Annotated in this window: 17 protein-coding genes and 3 pseudogenes; 9 read left to right on the forward strand and 11 right to left on the reverse strand. The window is 63.5% G+C overall.

The genetic code is table 11. The annotated features are described in order from the left end of the window. Positions 1-512: 512 nt before the first annotated feature. The 4 genes and pseudogenes from HK436_RS22020 to HK436_RS22035 all read left to right on the forward strand — a co-directional run bounded on the left by HK436_RS22020 (position 513) and on the right by HK436_RS22035 (position 4,430). A pseudogene (locus HK436_RS22020) lies at positions 513-1,708 on the forward strand (amidase). Beyond that, on the forward strand, positions 1,708-2,607 hold the full coding sequence (locus HK436_RS22025; RefSeq protein WP_173193203.1) for a LysR family transcriptional regulator: 900 nt from the start codon (positions 1,708-1,710) through the stop codon (positions 2,605-2,607). The pseudogene HK436_RS22020 and the gene HK436_RS22025 overlap by 1 nt, the downstream one beginning before the upstream one ends. A gap of 84 nt (positions 2,608-2,691) precedes the next feature. After that, a complete protein-coding gene (locus tag HK436_RS22030) occupies positions 2,692-3,360 on the forward strand; it encodes a DUF1007 family protein (RefSeq protein ID WP_376769186.1) in 669 nt (222 codons plus the stop codon). Then, positions 3,357-4,430, forward strand: a complete 1,074-nt coding sequence (locus HK436_RS22035; RefSeq protein ID WP_173193205.1) for a nickel/cobalt transporter — start codon at positions 3,357-3,359, stop codon at positions 4,428-4,430. Before HK436_RS22030 ends, HK436_RS22035 begins: the two co-directional genes overlap by 4 nt. Here HK436_RS22035 and denD read toward each other — a convergent pair. The 5 genes from denD to HK436_RS22060 are packed head-to-tail and all read right to left on the reverse strand — an operon-like array spanning position 4,422 to position 7,992. Continuing rightward, positions 4,422-5,387, reverse strand: coding sequence for a D-erythronate dehydrogenase (denD, locus tag HK436_RS22040; protein WP_173193207.1), 966 nt, complete (start codon positions 5,385-5,387; stop codon positions 4,422-4,424). The two genes, HK436_RS22035 and denD, sit on opposite strands and share 9 nt — an antisense overlap. A gap of 2 nt (positions 5,388-5,389) precedes the next feature. Further along, positions 5,390-5,602, reverse strand: a complete 213-nt coding sequence (locus tag HK436_RS22045) for a hypothetical protein (protein ID WP_173193209.1) — start codon at positions 5,600-5,602, stop codon at positions 5,390-5,392. Then, on the reverse strand, positions 5,602-6,360 hold the full coding sequence (locus tag HK436_RS22050) for an SDR family oxidoreductase (protein ID WP_173193211.1): 759 nt from the start codon (positions 6,358-6,360) through the stop codon (positions 5,602-5,604). Before HK436_RS22050 ends, HK436_RS22045 begins: the two co-directional genes overlap by 1 nt. Before the next feature lie 13 nt (positions 6,361-6,373). Next, positions 6,374-7,297: a cation diffusion facilitator family transporter gene (locus HK436_RS22055; protein WP_173193213.1), complete on the reverse strand. Its 924-nt coding sequence runs from the start codon at positions 7,295-7,297 to the stop codon at positions 6,374-6,376. Positions 7,298-7,308: 11 nt separating this feature from the next. Further along, a complete protein-coding gene (locus HK436_RS22060; protein ID WP_173193215.1) occupies positions 7,309-7,992 on the reverse strand; it encodes a GNAT family N-acetyltransferase in 684 nt (227 codons plus the stop codon). Between the two features lie 80 nt (positions 7,993-8,072). Between HK436_RS22060 and HK436_RS22065 the strand changes: the two genes are divergently transcribed. Both HK436_RS22065 and HK436_RS22070 read left to right on the forward strand, forming a co-directional pair. Continuing rightward, positions 8,073-9,257 (forward strand): pyridoxal phosphate-dependent aminotransferase, encoded by a 1,185-nt coding sequence (locus HK436_RS22065; RefSeq protein WP_173193217.1) that lies wholly within the window; start codon positions 8,073-8,075, stop codon positions 9,255-9,257. A 38-nt stretch (positions 9,258-9,295) separates the two neighbouring features. Continuing rightward, positions 9,296-9,667 (forward strand): YciI family protein, encoded by a 372-nt coding sequence (locus HK436_RS22070; protein ID WP_173193219.1) that lies wholly within the window; start codon positions 9,296-9,298, stop codon positions 9,665-9,667. Here the strand turns inward: HK436_RS22070 and HK436_RS22075 are convergent. The 4 genes from HK436_RS22075 to HK436_RS22090 form a co-directional block, all read right to left on the reverse strand. Next, positions 9,664-11,442, reverse strand: a complete 1,779-nt coding sequence (locus tag HK436_RS22075) for an SLC13 family permease (protein ID WP_173193221.1) — start codon at positions 11,440-11,442, stop codon at positions 9,664-9,666. The genes HK436_RS22070 and HK436_RS22075 overlap by 4 nt on opposite strands. 161 nt (positions 11,443-11,603) lie before the next feature. Beyond that, complete coding sequence (locus HK436_RS22080) at positions 11,604-12,362, reverse strand: SDR family oxidoreductase (RefSeq protein ID WP_173193223.1); 759 nt, start codon at positions 12,360-12,362, stop codon at positions 11,604-11,606. A 196-nt stretch (positions 12,363-12,558) separates the two neighbouring features. After that, the gene (locus HK436_RS22085; protein ID WP_173193225.1) at positions 12,559-13,407 is read right to left on the reverse strand and encodes a hypothetical protein; all 849 of its coding nucleotides are present in this window, start codon (positions 13,405-13,407) and stop codon (positions 12,559-12,561) included. Positions 13,408-13,428: 21 nt separating this feature from the next. Next, positions 13,429-13,863, reverse strand: a complete 435-nt coding sequence (locus HK436_RS22090) for an ABA4-like family protein (protein ID WP_173193227.1) — start codon at positions 13,861-13,863, stop codon at positions 13,429-13,431. Between the two features lie 140 nt (positions 13,864-14,003). Between HK436_RS22090 and HK436_RS22095 the strand changes: the two genes are divergently transcribed. Next, positions 14,004-14,621: a TetR/AcrR family transcriptional regulator gene (locus HK436_RS22095; protein WP_173193229.1), complete on the forward strand. Its 618-nt coding sequence runs from the start codon at positions 14,004-14,006 to the stop codon at positions 14,619-14,621. Between the two features lie 6 nt (positions 14,622-14,627). On the opposite strand, the gene HK436_RS22100 is transcribed toward HK436_RS22095, so the two are convergent. After that, complete coding sequence (locus HK436_RS22100) at positions 14,628-15,347, reverse strand: tellurite resistance TerB family protein (RefSeq protein ID WP_173193231.1); 720 nt, start codon at positions 15,345-15,347, stop codon at positions 14,628-14,630. A gap of 107 nt (positions 15,348-15,454) precedes the next feature. Next, positions 15,455-16,385 (reverse strand): annotated as a pseudogene (gene trhO, locus HK436_RS22105) (oxygen-dependent tRNA uridine(34) hydroxylase TrhO). Positions 16,386-16,480: 95 nt separating this feature from the next. On the opposite strand from trhO, the gene HK436_RS22110 reads away from it, so the two are divergent. Continuing rightward, positions 16,481-17,356 (forward strand): N-acetylmuramidase domain-containing protein, encoded by an 876-nt coding sequence (locus HK436_RS22110; protein WP_173193233.1) that lies wholly within the window; start codon positions 16,481-16,483, stop codon positions 17,354-17,356. Positions 17,357-17,442: 86 nt separating this feature from the next. Further along, positions 17,443-18,101 (forward strand): annotated as a pseudogene (locus HK436_RS22115) (2-dehydro-3-deoxy-phosphogluconate aldolase). Positions 18,102-18,165 lie beyond the last annotated feature (64 nt).

Raw genomic sequence — 18,165 nt, forward strand, 5'->3', positions numbered from 1 at the left:
GCCGCTTCATCTCAAGCTCCCGTCTTCGGCGCGCGGCCACGGACGGGCGGTGGACAAAGGGCGCGATGCGTCGGCTCAGGGTCCAGCCGGTGGAGTCACCGGACCATGAAAACGCGCGTCACGCGGCGGTGAGCCATCGCCTTGCGGCGGTTGCTCGCTTTGTCTGCCTCAGCTTTGGAGAAACCCTCCGCACTGCCGGCAATGAAGGTGTGCCTCTTCAGTAACCCCGGTCTTTGGACGACCGGCAGAACACCAGAAAGGCCCGCACCGTCGTTGCTTCAAGGTGTCCTCGGTTCAGGCGGTTGGCCGTCTGACCGACTGGAGTGGTTGGCTCCAGGTACCTTACCGTTTTCCTCACCGAACGAGGGGACGGCGGACACCCACAGGCACGTGCGACTTTGGGCAAGCGCGATATATGGATAAGTGCTGTCATAATCAACGGATTTTTCGGGTTCGCTTGAAAAAACTCTGCGTTGAACGAAGCTGCGCTCACTGTTTCCAAAGGTCGAACAATGTCTCCAACCGACGATCCCTTCAACGCGTTCCTCGATCATTCCGATGCGCCGGTCGCCAATGCGTCGGACGGCCCGCTTGCGGGCCTGACGCTTGCGGTGAAGGACATCTACGATATTGCGGGCCAGCGCACGGGTGGCGGGAATCCGCAGAAGCTTGCCGAGGCTCCCGTCGCCGAGACGACGGCACCTTCGATCCAGCGCCTGCTGGATGCGGGCGCCCGATTCGTCGGCCGCACGCAGACGGATGAACTGACATTCTCCTTGATGGGCCAGAATGCCCACTACCCGGAGCCCGTGAACCCGGCCGCACCCGACCGCGTCACCGGCGGTTCGTCTTCCGGCTCCGCCGCGGCAGTGGCCGGCGGGCTCGCCGACATCGCGATCGGTTCGGATACCGGGGCTCCATCCGTGCACCGGCGAGCTTCTGCGGCCTCATCGGCCTTCGACCCACCCATGGCGTCATCTCGCTCGACCGTGCAATGCCGCTCGCGCCTTCCTTCGATACGTTCGGCTGGTTCGCAAGGGACATCGCCACCTACGAACGCGTGGCCAATGTGATGCTGCCTGCCGACAACACCACACGACAGCATCACTTTCTCAACCTGGCATCACTGGACGCCCTAACGCTTGGCGACAGGGAAGCGACGGAATATGCGCGCATGGTGGACATTATCGCCGCCACGCTTGATGTTCCCCGCGAGGCGCCGCCTCTCGTGCAGGAGATTGACGATCTCTACTGGTCGTTCCGCAAGCTCCAGGCCTACGAAGCATGGGCCACCCATGGCGCCTGGATTTCGGCGAGTGAGCGGGGGCTCGGTCCCGGCGTGAAGGAGCGTTTCGAGTTCGGTTCGAAGGTAACGGACGCGACGGCCTCGGAAGAATCGGGAAAGCGGGACGCCTTCCGCGACGAACTCGCCGAACTGCTCGGCGACGACGGCATCCTCTTGCTTCCAACGGTGCCGGGAGCAGCGCCGCGCAAGGATCTCGGCTTCGACGATCTTCAGGCCTATCGCGAGCGCGCCTTGCGCCTGCTGTGTCTGTCCGGCCTCTCGGGCTTTCCGCAGATCACCGTTCCTCTGGGCACGGTCGATGGCGCTCCGTTCGGCATCTCGCTGCTTGGCCCGGCGGGAGCCGACCGGCAATTGATCGAACTCGCCCGCACCATCCTTACCGCCGCCGGAGAGCGTGGATAATGGATACGCTCACCCGCATGCGCGCCTTCATCGAGGTGGTGGAGGCAGAGGGCTTCTCGGCGGCGGCACGCAAGATCGGGCGCTCGAAGGCGCTGCTGTCCAAATATGTCCGCGAACTTGAAGACGAGCTCGGCGCCCTGCTCCTCAACCGGACCACGCGGCAGTTCTCGCTGACAGAGGCCGGGCACACCTACTACAAGCGCGCTTCCGAGATTGTGCGCGAAATCGACAGTCTTGCGGACACGGTTCGCGATTCGTCGGGCGACGTGCGGGGACGCATCAAGATCACGGCGCCGCGCACATTCTCCGATGCCCCGATCGGCCATTCACTGATCGATTTCGCCAAGGCCTATCCCGACATCGTGCTCGATGTGCATCTCGACGACCGTTTCGTCGATCTGGTCGAAGAGGGCTTCGATCTGGCGATCCGTATCACGCGGCTGGAGGATTCCTCGATGATCGCGCGCCGGCTTGCGCCTTTCGCGCTGAACATCTGCGCCTCGCCTGCCTTTCTCGAAAAACACGGCAAACCGGAAAAGCCGCAGGACCTTGCCCGCATGCCGTGCATCATCGACACCAACGGCCGGTGGCTCTCCAACTGGCCGTTCATGCGCGAGAACGGCGAGATGTTCTCGGTGGCGGTCTCCGGCCCGCTGGAGGCCAACAGCCCGCTGACGACGCGTGCCGCCGCTATCGCCGGCCTGGGGTTTGCCCCGCTTCCGGATTTTATTGCCGCCCCCGCGCTGGAAAGCGGCCAGCTCGTGACGGTCCTGGAAGAATGGGTACCGCGCGGCGGCGGCATCTTTGCGGTGTACCCGCATCGGCGCTACCTGCCTGCCAAGATCAGGGTATTCGTCGACTTTCTGGCCCAGTGGTTCAAGCAGCATGAACAGGATTGATTCTACGGAACAAATACGTGCGGATGTCCCATTTTTGCCCGCTTTATGATGATGCTCGGGCGCACCGGAGAGGGTGGGTCAGCCGTGCACTGCAGAATCAGCAAGCGAACATTGCCGGCCGCTGTTGCGGCGCTGTGCGTTTCGGGCGCAGCCCCTGCTCTGGCGCACCCCCATGTCTTCGCCGAAGCGAACCTTGAAGTCGCAATCGATGCGGATCGCAACGTCGTCGCGCTGCGCCACGTCTGGCGTTTCGACGATCTCTTCTCCAGCACCGTGCTTCTGGAATTCGATAAGAACGCCGACCTCGTACTCGACAACGCAGAACTTGAGGAAGTCGGCGCGGTCATTCATGAATCGCTTGCCGAGTTCAACTATTTCCAGATCGTCACCGCTGGCGGCAAGGAAGTGGACATGGTTGCGCCGGACCGCATCATGGCGAATTACGAAGACAACCAGCTCATCATTCTGTTCGAATCACGCCCTGCAGAACCGCTGCATCTCGATGGCCAGCTCGATTTCGGCGTCTACGACCCGACCTTCTACACCGCGATCGACTTTTACGAAGACAAGAACCTGGTGGTTGCCGATCTTCCGGAAAGCTGCATCCGCACAGTCGTTCGCCCCAATCCGGATGAAGCCATCGCGATGAATCAACAGTCGCTCACCGAGGCGTTCTTCAACGACCCGTCCAACAACGACTATTCCAAGCTTTTCGCGACCCGACTCGAACTGAAGTGCTCCGGAGAGGGATGACCGGCGTGAAAAAGACGACCACCCGCATAGTCTTCGCGCTGTTGGCGCTGACCTTCATCCTTACCCATTTCGCAGGCCTTGCGCATGCGCAAAGCTCGCTCGGCATCGGAGCGAACGAGGCAACCCTGCCGTCAACCGGTCTGTTTGCAGGCCTGCTGAACTGGATCAACGCGCAGCAACAAGGCTTTTACCGCTCGCTTACCGGAGCCTTGCGGTCGATGCGCGACGGCGGCGGTGGTTTGTGGATTCTTGTCGGCCTTTCCTTCGCTTACGGCGTGTTCCATGCCGCCGGTCCGGGCCACGGCAAGGCGGTCATCTCCTCCTACATGCTCGCCAACGAGGTTGCCCTGCGGCGCGGCGTGATGCTGTCTTTCGTTTCCGCCATGCTCCAGGCGTTGTCGGCAATTGCCATCATGGGCGCCGTTTTCCTGGTCCTGCGCGGGACGGCGATCTCGATGACCGACGCAACGCGTTTCCTCGAGATCGTGAGCTATGTGCTGGTGACAGGTTTCGGCGCCTGGCTGTTGTGGCGCAAGGCTGGCCCATATCTGCGTGGCTTGTTGTTCGGCAATCCGGCCCACAGCCTTTCATCGGCCGCCCATGCACATACCGATAACCACCACCATGACCATGGACATCACCATCACGATCATCACCACGAGCACCATGGTCACCACCACGCGCATGGCGAGGTCTGTTCGACCTGCGGCCATGCCCACGCGCCCGACCCGAAGCTGATCGCAGGTGAGCATTTCAACTGGAAAACCGCCTGGGCGGCTGTCGTTGCCGTGGGTCTGCGCCCCTGCACCGGCGCGCTGATCGTGCTGTCCTTCGCTTTCCTCAACGGTCTCTGGTTCGGCGGCATCGTCTCGGTCTTCGCCATGGCGATCGGCACCGCGATCACGGTGTCGGCGCTGGCCATCATGGCGGTTACGGCGAAGAACTGGGCCGTTGCCTATGCAGGCGACGGACGCACCGGAAACCGGGTGCTCGGCTTGATCGAGATTGCCGGCGCCGGCTTCGTGTTCCTGCTCGGCCTTACGTTGCTGATGGCTGCGCTCTCAGTCTGAGAGCTCATCCTCGATGTGCGCGCGAATGATCTCGTCGAAGCTCGTTTCGGCCTTGAAACCGAGTTCGCCCGCACGGCGCGCCTCGAACCGCGTAGGCCAATTCTTGACCAGCGCCCACACGGCTTCGTCTGGCTCCTCCCGGATCAAGTCAACCGCATCCTGACCGGCCACGCGACGCAGCGCCTCGATCTGCTCGCCGACCGAAACGCCGACGCCCGGCAAAGTGATATTGCGGCGCGGCCCGACCCGATCGCCATCAAGACCAGCCGCATGAATGAGGAAACCCACTGCCGAACGCGGGCTTGCGTGGGTATGAACCACGTCCCGCGGCACGGGCAGAACCGCCGGCAAGCCTACCAACGGCTCGCGGATGATGTTGGAGAAGAAGCCGGAAGCCGCCTTGTTCGGCTTACCCGGTCGCACGCAGATCGTCGGGAACCGGAGACCGATCCCGTCGAAGAAGCCACGCCGGCTGTAATCGTTGAGCAGCGCTTCCGACATCAGCTTCTGCGTGCCGTATGAAGTGAGCGGAACCGTGTGGAAATCGTCGGGAATCACCTCTGGATAGGGACCGCCATAGACGGCGATCGACGAGGTGAAGACGACGCGCGGCGCGTTGCCGGCCTGTCGGATCGCATCGAACAACGCGCGGGTGCCGTCGAGGTTGACGCGGTAGCCGAGTTCGAGATTGACCTCCGCCTCGCCCGACACCACGCCGGCCAGGTGAAATACCAGATCCGGCTGCGGAGCGACGAGCGCGGTTGCCGCCCCTTCGGCGGCAAGGTCTCCGACATGCACGGTCACATGCATCGCCGGCGACGACATCGCCTCGAACGGCGTCACGTCGTGTAGATCGAGCGCAGCAATGGTCCTGCCGGCAACGGAGCCGTCTTCCATCAGACGCTTGGTCAGCTTGCGGCCGACCATCCCGGCCGCACCCGTCACCAGCACGCGCATGGCTACTCCTCCCCGTTGCCGTTCCGTTTGCTGCGCCCACGCAGCCAGAACACGCCGAAGAAGGCAAGCACGAATGCCACCGCGAGTATGCCGCCGATGATGGGCGAGGCTTCACCGGCGGCCAGCATCAGCGTCGGCATGTAGAACGCGACGATGCCGAACCCGACCAGTATGACCGCGGCAGCGATCGCCGCGTTGCGCGTGTCCCGATCCATCAGTTTGTCAAACCGCCGTCGACCGGGATCGCGGTTCCGGTAGTGAAGGCCGATTCATCGCCTGCGAGATAGACGGCGAGCGCGGCGATCTCCGATGCTTCACCAACGCGCCCCATCGGCTGGCGCGCCACGAACATCTCGAGCGCCTTATCCTTGCCGCCGACTGACTGGCCGAGTTCCTCGACGCGCTCCTCCCATGACGGCGACCGCACGGTGCCGGGGCAGATCGCGTTGCAGCGCACGCCCTTGGTGACGAAGTCCATCGCAACGGCCTTGGTGAGGCCGATCACCGCTGCCTTGGAAGCCCCGTAGGCGTAGCGGTTAGGCACCGCCTTCAGCGAAGACGCGCAGGATGACAGGTTGATGATCGAGCCCGACGAGCCGGTTTCCCTGGCCCGCTCCAGCATGCCGGGCAGGAATGCGCGGATCGTGCGGTGCATAGCCTTGACGTTGAGGTCGAAGGAAAAATCCCAGTCCTTTTCCTCGCAATCGAGCACGGTGCCGTGATGCACGTAACCGGCGACGTTCACCAGAATGTCGATCGAACCAACCTTGGCAGCGTAGGCGTCAACGGCGCGGGTGGAGAGCACGTTGAGCTTGCCCTTCTTCGCCCGTGCCAGACCTTCGAGCTTTGCGCGGTCGACATCGGTCGCGTAGACGGTGGCGCCTTCCTTCACGAAGGCTTCGGCGATAGCGCGCCCGATCCCCTGCCCCGCTGCGGTCACCACCGCGATCTTGCCCTTGAGCCTTCCAGCCATTCGACTTCTCTCCCTAATGCAGATGGACGCCCGCCGGCCGGTCGGCGCAATGCCCGAATTCCGGCTCGACGGTTACATGATCGATGTGATGCACCTTGGCCATGCGCAGCTTGATGTCGCAGATCGCTGCATGCGCGTTGATCCCCTCGCGCAGGCAGGCGTGCAGTGTTGCCATGTTGCGTGTCCCGTCCAGCGACCAGACATGCATATGATGAATGCCAAGCACCCCTTTGACATTCGCTTCGATGTCGCGCGCGATATCGTCGCGGTCAAGCCCGCTCGGCGCACCTTCGAGCAGCATGTGGCCGGACTCCCGCACCAGCGACCAGGCGCTTCGGAAGAGCAACAGCGCCACAAGAGCCGAAAGGATCGGGTCGATGGGGTACCAGCCGGTCAGCAGGATGATGCCGGCCGCCGCGATTGCCGCGACTGAGCCCAGCAGATCGCCGATGACATGCAGGATCGCCCCGCGCATGTTGAGGTTTTCCCTGTCACCGCCATGCAGAACGAAAAACGCCGCCACATTGACCAGCAGGCCGAGCACGCCGATCACCAGCATCGGCCCGCCGAGGATAGGCGAAGGCTCCGCCATGCGGTGCCAGGCCTCATAGACGATCCAGATACCGATGGCGAAGATCGTCAGCCCGTTTGTGTAGGCAACCAGCGTCTTCACCCGGTCGAAGCCGTATGTCAGGCGCGTCGTCGCCGCCCTCCCCGCCAAGTGAAACGCATACCAGGCCAGCACCAGCGCAACCGTGTCCGAAAGCATGTGGCCGGCATCGGCCAGAAGCGCCAGCGACCCGGTGGCGAGGCCGCCGATCGCCTCCGCCACCATGAACCCGCCCGTCAGGCATGCAGCGACCAGCACCCGCGTCTTGTCGCCCGCGCCGTGGGAATGGCCGTGGCCGGAATGATCGTGCGCGTGGCCATGGGCCATGCCGGCGCTCCTCAGGCTGTCACGGCAGCCCTGATCTCGCCGAGCCGCCTTTTCTGCTGCCCTTCACTATCGAAATTTTCCGGATCAAGCCACTCCTCAAGGGCGCGGCCTATCGTCGGCCATTCCTTGTCGATCATCGCAAACCATGCGGTGTCGCGATTGCGGCCTTTGACGATGAGATGCTGGCGAAAAACACCCTCGAAGGAAAAGCCGAAGCGCAGCGCCGCGCTGCGCGACGGTTCGTTCTCGGCATTGCATTTCCACTCGAAGCGGCGATAGCCGAGATCGTCGAAGGCATGGCGCGCGAAGAGGTAAAGCGCTTCCGTCGACGCCGGCTTTCGGGCGACGAGCCCGTTCCAGAGAATGTTGCCAATCTCGATGACGCCGTTGGCGGTATCGATGCGCATGAAGCTCTGGCGACCGGCGATCCGCCCGCTGGCCTTGTCGATCACCGCGAAATAAAGCGGATCGTCGCTCGCCGCGGCCTTGTCGAGCCAGGGCTGGAAATCCGCCCGGTCCTGTGGCGCATGGTCGTAGAGCCAGCGGAAGCGCGAATCCTTGTCCGGTGTCGAAGATGCTTCGAAAAGCCCGTCTCCGTGACGTGCGGCATCCAGCGGTTCAAGGCGCACGTAGCGCCCCTCCATCGGCTCGCGCTCAGGCCGCTGCCGCGGCGTCCATTGGCTCAGATCTTCCATGTGCCCACCAACATTGACAAACAGACGCCAAGCCTCACAAGAACATCGTGCCGGGAAAAGAACCAGGGAGGAACGCCCGCATGCTCCAAACGATCGAAGCCTTCGACAGGATCGGCGAGGAGAATGCCTTCGCGGTGCTCGCGCGCGCGACCGCACTGGCGCAATCGGGCAAGGACATCATAAATCTTGGCATCGGCCAGCCCGATTTCAGCACCCCTGCCCATATCGTCGAAGCCGCCATCAAGGCGCTTCGCGACGGCCACCACGGCTACACGCCGGCGACCGGTTTGCTGGCGACGCGCGAAGCAGTCGTGCGCCGCACGCTGACCACGACAGGCGTGGAGGTTTCGCCCGAGAACGTGATGATCATGCCAGGCGGCAAGCCGACCATGTTCGCCGCGATCCTGATGTTCGGCGCGCCGGGCGTCGACATTCTCTATCCCGATCCGGGTTTTCCGATCTATCGCTCGATGATCGAGTTCACCGGCGCGCGGCCGGTGCCTGTGCCGATCCGCGAGGAAAACGGGTTCGCCTTTTCGGCTGACGAGACCCTCGCCCTGATCACGCCCGCAACACGGTTGCTGATCGTCAACTCCCCTGCCAATCCCACCGGCGGCGTGACCCCGAGGGCGGAAATCGAGAAGCTGGTGCGGGGCCTCGATGCGCATCCGCACGTCGCAATCCTCTCCGACGAAATCTACGACGTGATGACCTATGACGGCGAGACGCATACCTCGCTGCTCCAGTTCCCGGAAATCCGCGATCGGCTGATCGTGCTCAACGGCTGGTCGAAGACCTGGGCGATGACCGGCTGGCGCATGGGCTGGTCGATCTGGCCGAACGACCCGGAGAGCGGTCACCTCTACGACAAGGTGCGCAAGCTTGCGGTCAATTGCTGGTCCTGCGTCAACGCGCCCAGCCAGTTCGCCGGCATCGCCGCCATCGACGGCCCGCAGGACGACGTGGAGAAGATGCTCGCGGCCTTCGACCGGCGACGCAGGATCGTCGTGGAAGGCCTGAATGCGCTGCCGGGCTTTTCCTGCATCATCCCCAAGGGCGCGTTCTACGCGTTCCCGAACGTGCGGGACACAGGCCGTCCGGCCAAGGCGTTTGCATCGGCCTTGCTGGAAGATGCCGGCGTCGCGCTGATCGGCGGCCCGGATTTCGGCGTTCTCGGAGAAGGCTATCTGCGCCTTTCATACGCCAATTCCGAAGAGAATATTCTGCGGGCCCTGGAGAGGATCGAAAACTTCCTTACCCGCTAACCGATACAGCACCACCCGACAAAGCCTGGAGGAACCGCATGCTTTACGCGATACTCGCCTATCACGAGGAAGGCGTCGTCGCCGCGATGACGCCGGAAGACGGTGAGGCGTTGATGGGCAACCTGATGAAGGTCCATGACAAGATCAACGAGACCGGCAAGCTGGGGCCATCGGCGCGGCTCGACTTCACCGGCCAGGCGGTAACATTGCGCAGTCCCGAGGCGATGGTCATCGATGGTCCATTCGCCGAGACGAAGGAGCAGTTGCTTGGCATTTACATGCTGGAGTGCGACTCACTGGAGGCCGCAATCGACGCAGCACGCGAATTGCGTCGCGTGAACAAGTCCGCCGTCTACGAAATCCGGCCGATCACGCGCTACCTGCCCGGTGTCTCAGTGGCGGAGGTCTAGAGGTCATAGATCAGCCAGATTGCCACGCAGCTTGCGACGGCAACGGCGATGTTCATGGGAATGCCCACTTTCAGGAAGTCGGTGAAACGGTAGTTGCCGGCACCGTAAACCAACGTGTTCGTCTGGTAGCCTATCGGCGTCGCAAAACTGGCGCTGGCGCCGATCATCACGGCGATGAGAAATGGCCGTGGGTCGATCCCCATCTGCGTTGCGAGACCGATGGCGATCGGCGCCACGAGAACCGCGACCGCATTGTTGGTGACCAGCTCGGTCAAGGTTGATGAGATCGCGAAGATCGCGACCAGTGTGACCACCGGCGGCATTGTCGCCAGATACGGCGCTAGCGCGTTGACGATGAGCTGGACGCCGCCCGATCGCTCCAGTCCCGCGCCGATGATCAGCATCGCAAAGATCAGCACGAGGATCGAGCCGTCGATGGAGCCCCAAGCCTCGTCACTGTCGAGGCAGCGTAGCAGCAGGATCGCCGCCACCGCGAGCAGCGCGAGAATGGCGATGTCCATGACGTTGAATGCCGCAAGCCCGACGACCGCTGCCAGCGCGCCAAGTGCCACCGGAGCCTTGCTGCGTCGATAGGGCCGTGCGCTGGGTCGCGATACCGAGACGAGACTTGCATCCTCGGTCAACGCGTCGAAATTGTCCGGTGGGCCTTCGAGCAACAGCTTGTCGGCGGGCCTCAGCTTGACGCTTTCCAGATCGGAGCCCGGAATATGGCGGTGGCGATGCGCGCCAAGGATACGCACGCCGTAGCGGCGGCCCAGCATCAGGTCGCCGATCCGCTCGCCGGTAGTTGCACGATGTGGGGCAACGACGGCCTCCACAACCACTTTTTCGCCGGCACGCTCCTGGCTGCGGCGCAGGCCAACATGCAGTTCGCTCTTTTCGTTGAGCGTGAGGATTTCCGAAGCAGTGCCGAGTAGGATCAGCGAATCGCCCCGCTTCATCGTGCGCTCGCCGACATTGTCGCGGATGACCTCGCCGCCACTGCGCAGGCCCAGGACCTTGAGCCCTGCACGATTGAAGTCGCTGATGGCGCCGATCTTCGCCTGGGTGTAACGGCCCTCGGCGCGAACGGTCACCTCGGAGAGGAACTCCGTTTCTCCGGCCTGGGCCGTCTCGCCTGCACCGCGCCTGTCAGGCAGCAGGAAACGCCCGAGGAGCAACATGACCAATGTTCCGGTAAGTGCGGCCACGATGCCGATCGGGGTTATCTCGAAGATTGAGAACGCCGGCTCGCCGGCATTGCGCGCCACACCGTCGACGAGAATGTTGGTGGACGTGCCGATCAGCGTGCAGGTGCCGCCGAGGATCGCCGCGTAGGAAATTGGGATCAGCAGCCTAGTGGCTGCGATGTCCAGCGTGCGGGCGAGCCGAAAAACGATCGGGATCAGGATCAGCACGACCGGCGTATTGTTCATGAAGGCCGACGCGGCCACCGTGCCGATCAAAAGAGCCGCGACCACCAGAGCCGGATGGTTCGTGGCGCTGGTCGTCAACCTGCTTGCGAGGTTTTCGAGCACGCCGGTACGCACCAGCGCACCCGAAAGCACGAACATCGCCGCAATGGTTATGGGCGCGGAATTCGAGAAGACGCGCATCGCATCTTCCGGGGTGGTCAAACCCAGCAGAAGGAACGCCGCAGCGCCTCCCGCGGCAGTAACCTCCGGCGGATAGCGTTCGATCACGAAGGCGGCCAGCAGAAGCACCAGCAGCACGAGCGCGATATAGGGTTGAGCCCCGCCAAGAAGCGCTTCCATGTCGAGGTCAGCCTCCGCAATCAATGGCCGTAGATTGTTCTAGCACGGCGGCAGCCACGACCGGCAAGCCCCGTACGTCCTGGAGGAAATAGAAATCCCGTCAGCGACGTAAAGTCCAACAACGCCCTATCGAAGTGGGCCGGAAAGCGGGAGGGTTCTTCCTATCCGCGCCCGACAAAGGGCATTTTCGTCGCCATCACGTTCATGAAGAGGATATTGGCTTCGAGCGGCAGGCTGGCCATGTGCACGACCGCATTGGCGACGTGCTCGACATCCATCACCGCTTCCACCTTTACCGACCCGTCAGCCTGCGGCACGCCTTGCGCCATCGGCGCGGCCATTTCAGTCAGCGCATTGCCGATGTCGACCTGGCCGCACGCAATGTCGAACGGCCGGCCATCGAGCGCCAGCGTCTTGGTGAGGCCGGTGATGGCATGCTTGGTGGCGGTATAGGGTACGGAACCCGGACGTGGAGCATAGGCCGAGATCGACCCGTTGTTGATGATGCGACCGCCCTGCGGGGCCTGCCTGCGCATCATCCCGAAAGCCGCGCGTGCGCAAAGGAACGAACCGGTCAGGTTCACGTCTACAACGTCGTGCCACGTCTCTACCGGAATTTCATCGATCGGCATGGCCTTGGCGCTCATGCCGGCATTGTTGAAGAGAAGGTCGAGCCGGCCGAACTCGTCACCGATCCGCTCGAACAGCCGCTCCACCTGCTCCGGCCGCGACACGTCGCACGCAACCGCCAGCGCGCGACCGCCGCCCAACCCATTAGCCGCCTCTGCTGCCTCTTCGAGCCGTCCCAGCGTTCGGCCCGTAAAAATCGTGTCCCACCCGTTGCGCACCAGCGCGGTGGCAACGCTCTTTCCAACGCCGGTGCCGGCACCAGTCACGAGAGCGAATTTTGTTGCGGCCATGAGAACCTCCTCCACGTTTCACCAACGTTGATTTGCAGATGGGAGGCGGGAAGGCAAGACAGACAGGTGCTGCCAAAGAAAGGGCGGTCGTAGGGACCGCCCTTAATTTGAATCGCGCTTGGGAGGAGGAAAGCCGATTCGACTTGTTTCAGATTGTACCTGATTCGTTAACGATCGGTTAATCCCGTTTGCCGGCTCAGCCCACAGCCGCCAGAAACGGCCTGCCCATCAGCGCCTGAACGAAGGTGAAAGCTACTAAGGCCACAAACAGTGCCGCGAAAATCCGCACCGGCCTGCGGTCGGCACCGCCGAAAACGGCAACCGAGACGAGCGCGAACGCCGGGATGAAATGCATCGCGTGGGTGGCGAAGAAATGGGCCACGCGCAGGTCGCCGCCATCACGCGCCCACCCCATGAGCATCAGGCCGCCAGTGTCGCCCGCCTGGCCACCGATGCCGTGTCCACCCAGCCCGCTCATGGTTCCAGCGGTTATCAGTGTCAGCGGCAACACCAGCGCAAGCCCCAGCACGACGCTCTCGCGGAAGGCGGGCGGCATGCGCAGCGCACCGTTGCGCCAAATCTCCCAGGCGAAGACGGCGGACGCGGATGTAATCAACGTCGCTGCGACACCCATCGCCGGATAGATTGCGGCGCCGATTGGCGTCGTGTTGAAGTGGGACGCGGTGCCCATCGCCGCCGCCGCTCCGATCCAGACGATCTCGGCAACCGAAGCCACAACGACTGCTCCGGTAAACCAGCGATACCAGCGCCGAGCGCGGATACCGGCCGGCAGCCAGCGCGCAAAGAACGCCAGCGTGAGAAAATAGACCGTCAGCGAGAACTCGAACTTCAGCGGCTTCAGCCAAATGTTCACGCCGTTGAACGTGCGCCCGTCAATGGCATAGGCGAACAATGTCGGCGCAATCGCCGCCATCATCAGAAGCCCCAAGGCGCCGAAGACGGGCTCATGCCTGACGAGCGCATCGAGTGGCCGGCGCCGGTCGATTGTCACGAAGCGGGCTTCCTCGGCAATGGACATGGTCATCGTCATGTTTCCTCACAAAACTCAAGCGGGCTCGAACAGTCGCCGGCCGGGGAGTACCGTCCTCAGCGAAACGAAAGCGAGATAGCCGGCTGGACCGAACAGGAAGGTCAACGGAAGGCAGGGCAGCACAAGCCAGAATGAAATGCCTTCGGCGCGCGCCGTGCGCACAATCCATGCCCCCACGAACAGGTCGAAGGCGAGGTAGTGTAGCCAACCTGCCAGCAGCAATTCTCGCGTCTGAAACAGCAACGCGACATTATCCAGCGTGTCGAACCCGCCTTCGGCCCCGCTCCAGAAGGCCAGCATCAGCCCGACATAGGCGACCGACAGCAGAGCCGGCACGATTGTGCTCGCGAAACGGTCGGCAAAGCTCGGAAGCCACGGACTTGCGAGCAGCGACAGCCATCCGGCGATGGCCACCGGCCCGCTGAGCTGAAATATCGTATCGGCATCCATACCCGCCTCTCCATTCTTGACGCCGTCAAGATTGACTTACGATCTTTACGGCGTCAAGATAAATTTTACATTGGAAAGATTGAATTTCGCACGGTGCTGGTGCATTGCGGACGTGGGAGCTGGTGAAGGACAGGCGGGACATGAAGACAAACGGCGAGCCCGAACGGCAGGGCTATCACCACGGCGATCTGCGCCGTGCACTGCTGGAGGCGGCAGAAATCGAACTTGCCGAAAAGGGACCGGAAGGCTTCACGCTGCGCGGCTGCGCCAAGCGAGCCGGCGTTTCGCACGCCGCCCCGGCCCATCACTTTGGCGACGTGGCCGGGTTGCTTTCGGCACTTGCCGCCGAAGGTTTCGAACGTTTCCTGAAAACGACCTCCGCGCGGATGAACGCGGCGGACCCGGGCGATGCCAGAGCAAGGCTGGTGGCGATGGGGCTGGGCTACATCGAATTCGCTCGCGCCAACCCTGCTCTCTTCAGCCTGATGTTCTCATCACGGAAAGCCGACTTTCAGGAAGACAGGCTGCAACGGGCCGCGACCGCGTCGTTCGAGCAACTCGTTGCAGGCGTTGGCGCGGTCGCCGGCGTCGATCCCTTGACGACACGCGAAGGAAGACGGCAACTCGCCGCCACCTGGGCTATTGTCCACGGCCTCGCGCACCTTCTGCTTTCGCAGCGCATGAAGTTCCTCCAAGATCAGAGCTCGGAGGAACTGGAGGAAGATCTCGCTGCGATCGTTTCGCGCGTGTTGGGCTGACGCCGCTTACCAGACCGACTGGTTGTCGGTCTTGACCTCGGAGACCGTCGCCTCGACGTGATCGATTAGCGCGTCCGGCAGCTTCAGCCTGCCAGCGAGCATGTCGAGATAGCCGCGCTCGGCTCGCGTCTGCGGCTCGATCGCAAGGCGAGAGGCGGTGTAGAGCTCGACCTTCTGCGCGTCGGTCTTCGCAGCGTCGATGAGGGTGTCGAGGTCGACGGGCTTCGACAGTTCGGCAAGCAGGAATTTCTCCGCCTCGTCGCCGATGCCTGAAAGACGCAGCCGGTCGGCGATGCGGCCTCGCTCATCTTCGTCAATATGCCCGTCGGCGCGTGCGGCGGCGATCATTGCGCGAACGATGACAAGCGCGAACTCTGCCTCGCCCTGCGGGGCCTGCGCGGGATCGAAAGGCGTGTCGGCCGGCGGCGGCAGCAGTTCCGGTTCGGCAGACGTCTGCGCCTGGCCCGGCTGGTCGCCGTTGCGGTAGTTCTGGTAGGCCTTGTAGGCAAGCCCGGCGACGGCGGCCATGCCGCCGATCTTGAGCACCGAGCCGGTGAGCTTGCGCCCCGTACCGGTGCCGAGCAGGACCGCTGCCAGCGCGCCAGCGGCGAGCGGATTGTCCCGCGCCATCTGGGCGGCCTGACCGGCTTTGTCGCGCACGGTCGATTCGGTTCCGGGAACCTTCGAACCGAGCAGGTCATCCAGCAGCTTCCTGGGATCGAGCATCGGGGGCACTCCTTGCAGCTTCGTTTCGCTCCGCGCCGCTGTCGCGACAACCTGCCAGAAGTAGGCAGGCGACAGCGACATTGCAATGACAGGAGAGATACCGCGTCTTAGCGGCCGATATGAGGCTTTGTCCCTCGCCTGCTTGCAAGCTCCACCTGGCGATGGCGTTCGGCATAGCGGGCACGGTCGGCCTCGCTGCGGCTCTCGTGGCAGCGATGGCACGACACGCCTTCGACAAAAGGTCGATTGCTTATCCGCTGCGGTCAGAGGATGCCGGCATGCCCGGCAAAGCTCCGCCTCGCCTTCACGCAGACCGTGGGTCACGGACACGCGCTCGTCGAAGACAAAGCATTCGCCATCCCACAGGCTTTGCTCCTGCGGCACGTCCTCGAGATATTTCAGGATGCCGCCCTTGAGGTGATAGACCTCCTCGATGCCGATCGAGCGCATATAGGCCGTCGCCTTCTCGCAACGGATGCCGCCGGTACAGAACATCGCCACCTTGCGCCCGGCGAGGTCCTCGCGCCGCGCCGCGGCCCAGCCTGGAAACTCGCGGAAACTCGCCGTACCCGGATCGACGGCGCCACGAAAAGTACCGATGGCCGTCTCGTAGTCGTTGCGCGTGTCGATCACCACCGTTTCGGGATCGGCGATGAGCGCATTCCAGTCCTGCGGCTCGATATAGGTGCCGGCATCCCGCGCGGGGTCCAGGTCCTCGACCCCCATGGTGACGATCTCGCGCTTGAGCCGCACCTTCATGCGGTGGAACGGCATATCGGACGCCGTGCTGTACTTCACCTCGAGCCCGGCCAACGCCGGGATCGCCTCTAGATGGGCGACCAGTTCGGCAATTGCATCGTGGCTGCCGGCGACCGTGCCGTTGATGCCCTCATGGGCGAGCAGCAGCGTGCCCCTTATGCCGCGCGCGCAGCAGAATTCGGCGAGTGGCATGCGCAGCTCGCGCCACTGCGGCAGCGCTGCGAAGCGGTAGAGCGCGGCAACAAGAAAGACGGAACCTGTGGGGTCAGAACGATCCATGGCGCGCTCCTATCGTTCCGATGTGCCAGTTTCAAGGCGTTTGTCCACCTCCCCCAAACCCGTTCGACAATGCGTCTCGGCCAAGGAGATGCGACATGCTGGGTGAAGCGGTGCTGACTGAAATCGAAAAGATCGCAGAGCGGCTGGGTATCGAGCCGGCGGCACTCGCTGCCGTCGCGCATATAGAAAGCGGCTTGAGAACCCACGCCATGGTCGGCGGCAGGGCGGAGCCGCTGATCCGTTTCGAGGGGCATTATTTCGACAGGCGCCTATCGGGCGCGAAGCGCGAGGAAGCGCGCCTTAGCGGCCTGGCCTCTCCCGATGCAGGCGCGATCGCCAACCCCGCCTCCCAGTCGGCACGCTGGTCGCTACTGGCGCGCGCTGCCCGGATCGACCGGCGGGCAGCATACGAGTCCGTTTCATGGGGCATCGGCCAGGTCATGGGCGCGCACTGGGCTTGGCTCGGCTACGCCAGCGTCGATGCGCTTGTCGATGAGGCACGGTCCAGCACCGCCGGTCAGCTCAATCTCATGGCGCGCTATATCGACAAGGCCGGTCTGGCCGAGGCGCTGCGCCGGCGCGACTGGGTTGCCTTTGCACGCGGATATAACGGCCCCGGCTTTCGCAAGAACGGCTACGACCGGAAGCTTGCCAGGGCTTACACCCGATACAGCCGGGGCAATGCCGGGACGCCCTCCGTTCTCCTGCGGCGCGGCATGCGTGGTGACGGGGTACGAAACCTGCAAATCGGCCTGAATGGACACGGCTTTTCGCTGCGCATCGATGGCGTATTCGGCCCGCAAACCGAGGACGCCGTGCGCCGCTTTCAGGATCGATGGGGACTGCTGGTCGACGGCATCGTAGGCCCGGCCACCATGGCGGCGCTGGAGAAGCGCGAAAGCGGCGGCTTCTCACTCTCCGCATGGTTCGAGAATCTCCTGAAGAGGCTCTTCGGCCGGGCAACCCTTTGACGGCGGCGCGCACGATCCGTATTGGCATGGACAGTCCGGCGGCGCTCTGCTAGAGCCGGCACAGACCTAAATCGATTGAATTTCAGATGGAGCGGCCCATGCCATCCGGCACGCAGAAAACTGACGAGCTTCTCAAGATCATGCAGGGCCAGCCGGTGATACCGGTCCTCAAGATCGACCGCCTTGCGGACGCCGTCCCGCTGGCGCGCGCGCTGGCTCGCGGCGGCCTGCCGGCGGTGGAAATCACGCTCCGCACGCCAGTCGCGCTGGACGCGATCCGCGCGGTCGCGGCGGAGGTGCCCGAGGCGATAGTGGGCGCCGGCACGATCCTCAATCCCGACCAGTTCGAAGAAGCGGTTTCCGCCGGCGCGCGGTTCATCGTCAGCCCCGGCACGACGCCGTCTCTCATCGACGCCGCCGCATCGAGCCCCGTGCCACTGCTGCCGGGCGCGATCACCCCGGTGAGCTCATGGCCGCAGCCGAACGCGGCTACTCGCTGCTGAAATTTTTCCCCGCCGAACAGGCTGGTGGCGCCGCATTCCTGAAATCGCTCGCATCACCTTTCGCCGGCATCCGCTTCTGCCCGACCGGAGGCATCGGCGCCGGCAACGCAGCAGATTATCTCTCGCTGCCGAATGTCATCTGCGTCGGCGGCTCGTGGGTGGCGCCGGACGGTCTCGTGGCCGAGGGCAAGTGGGATGAGATCGAAGCCCTGGCGGCGGCTGCCGCCAAACTCCAGCGCTGACAACACGCCTCACATGACAAAGCGCGTGGCGATCTTTTGGATCGGCTCCACGCGCCTTGATTTC

It is taken from the genome of Neoaquamicrobium sediminum (genome assembly GCF_013240295.1).
GTDB lineage: Bacteria > Pseudomonadota > Alphaproteobacteria > Rhizobiales > Rhizobiaceae > Aerobium > Aerobium sediminum.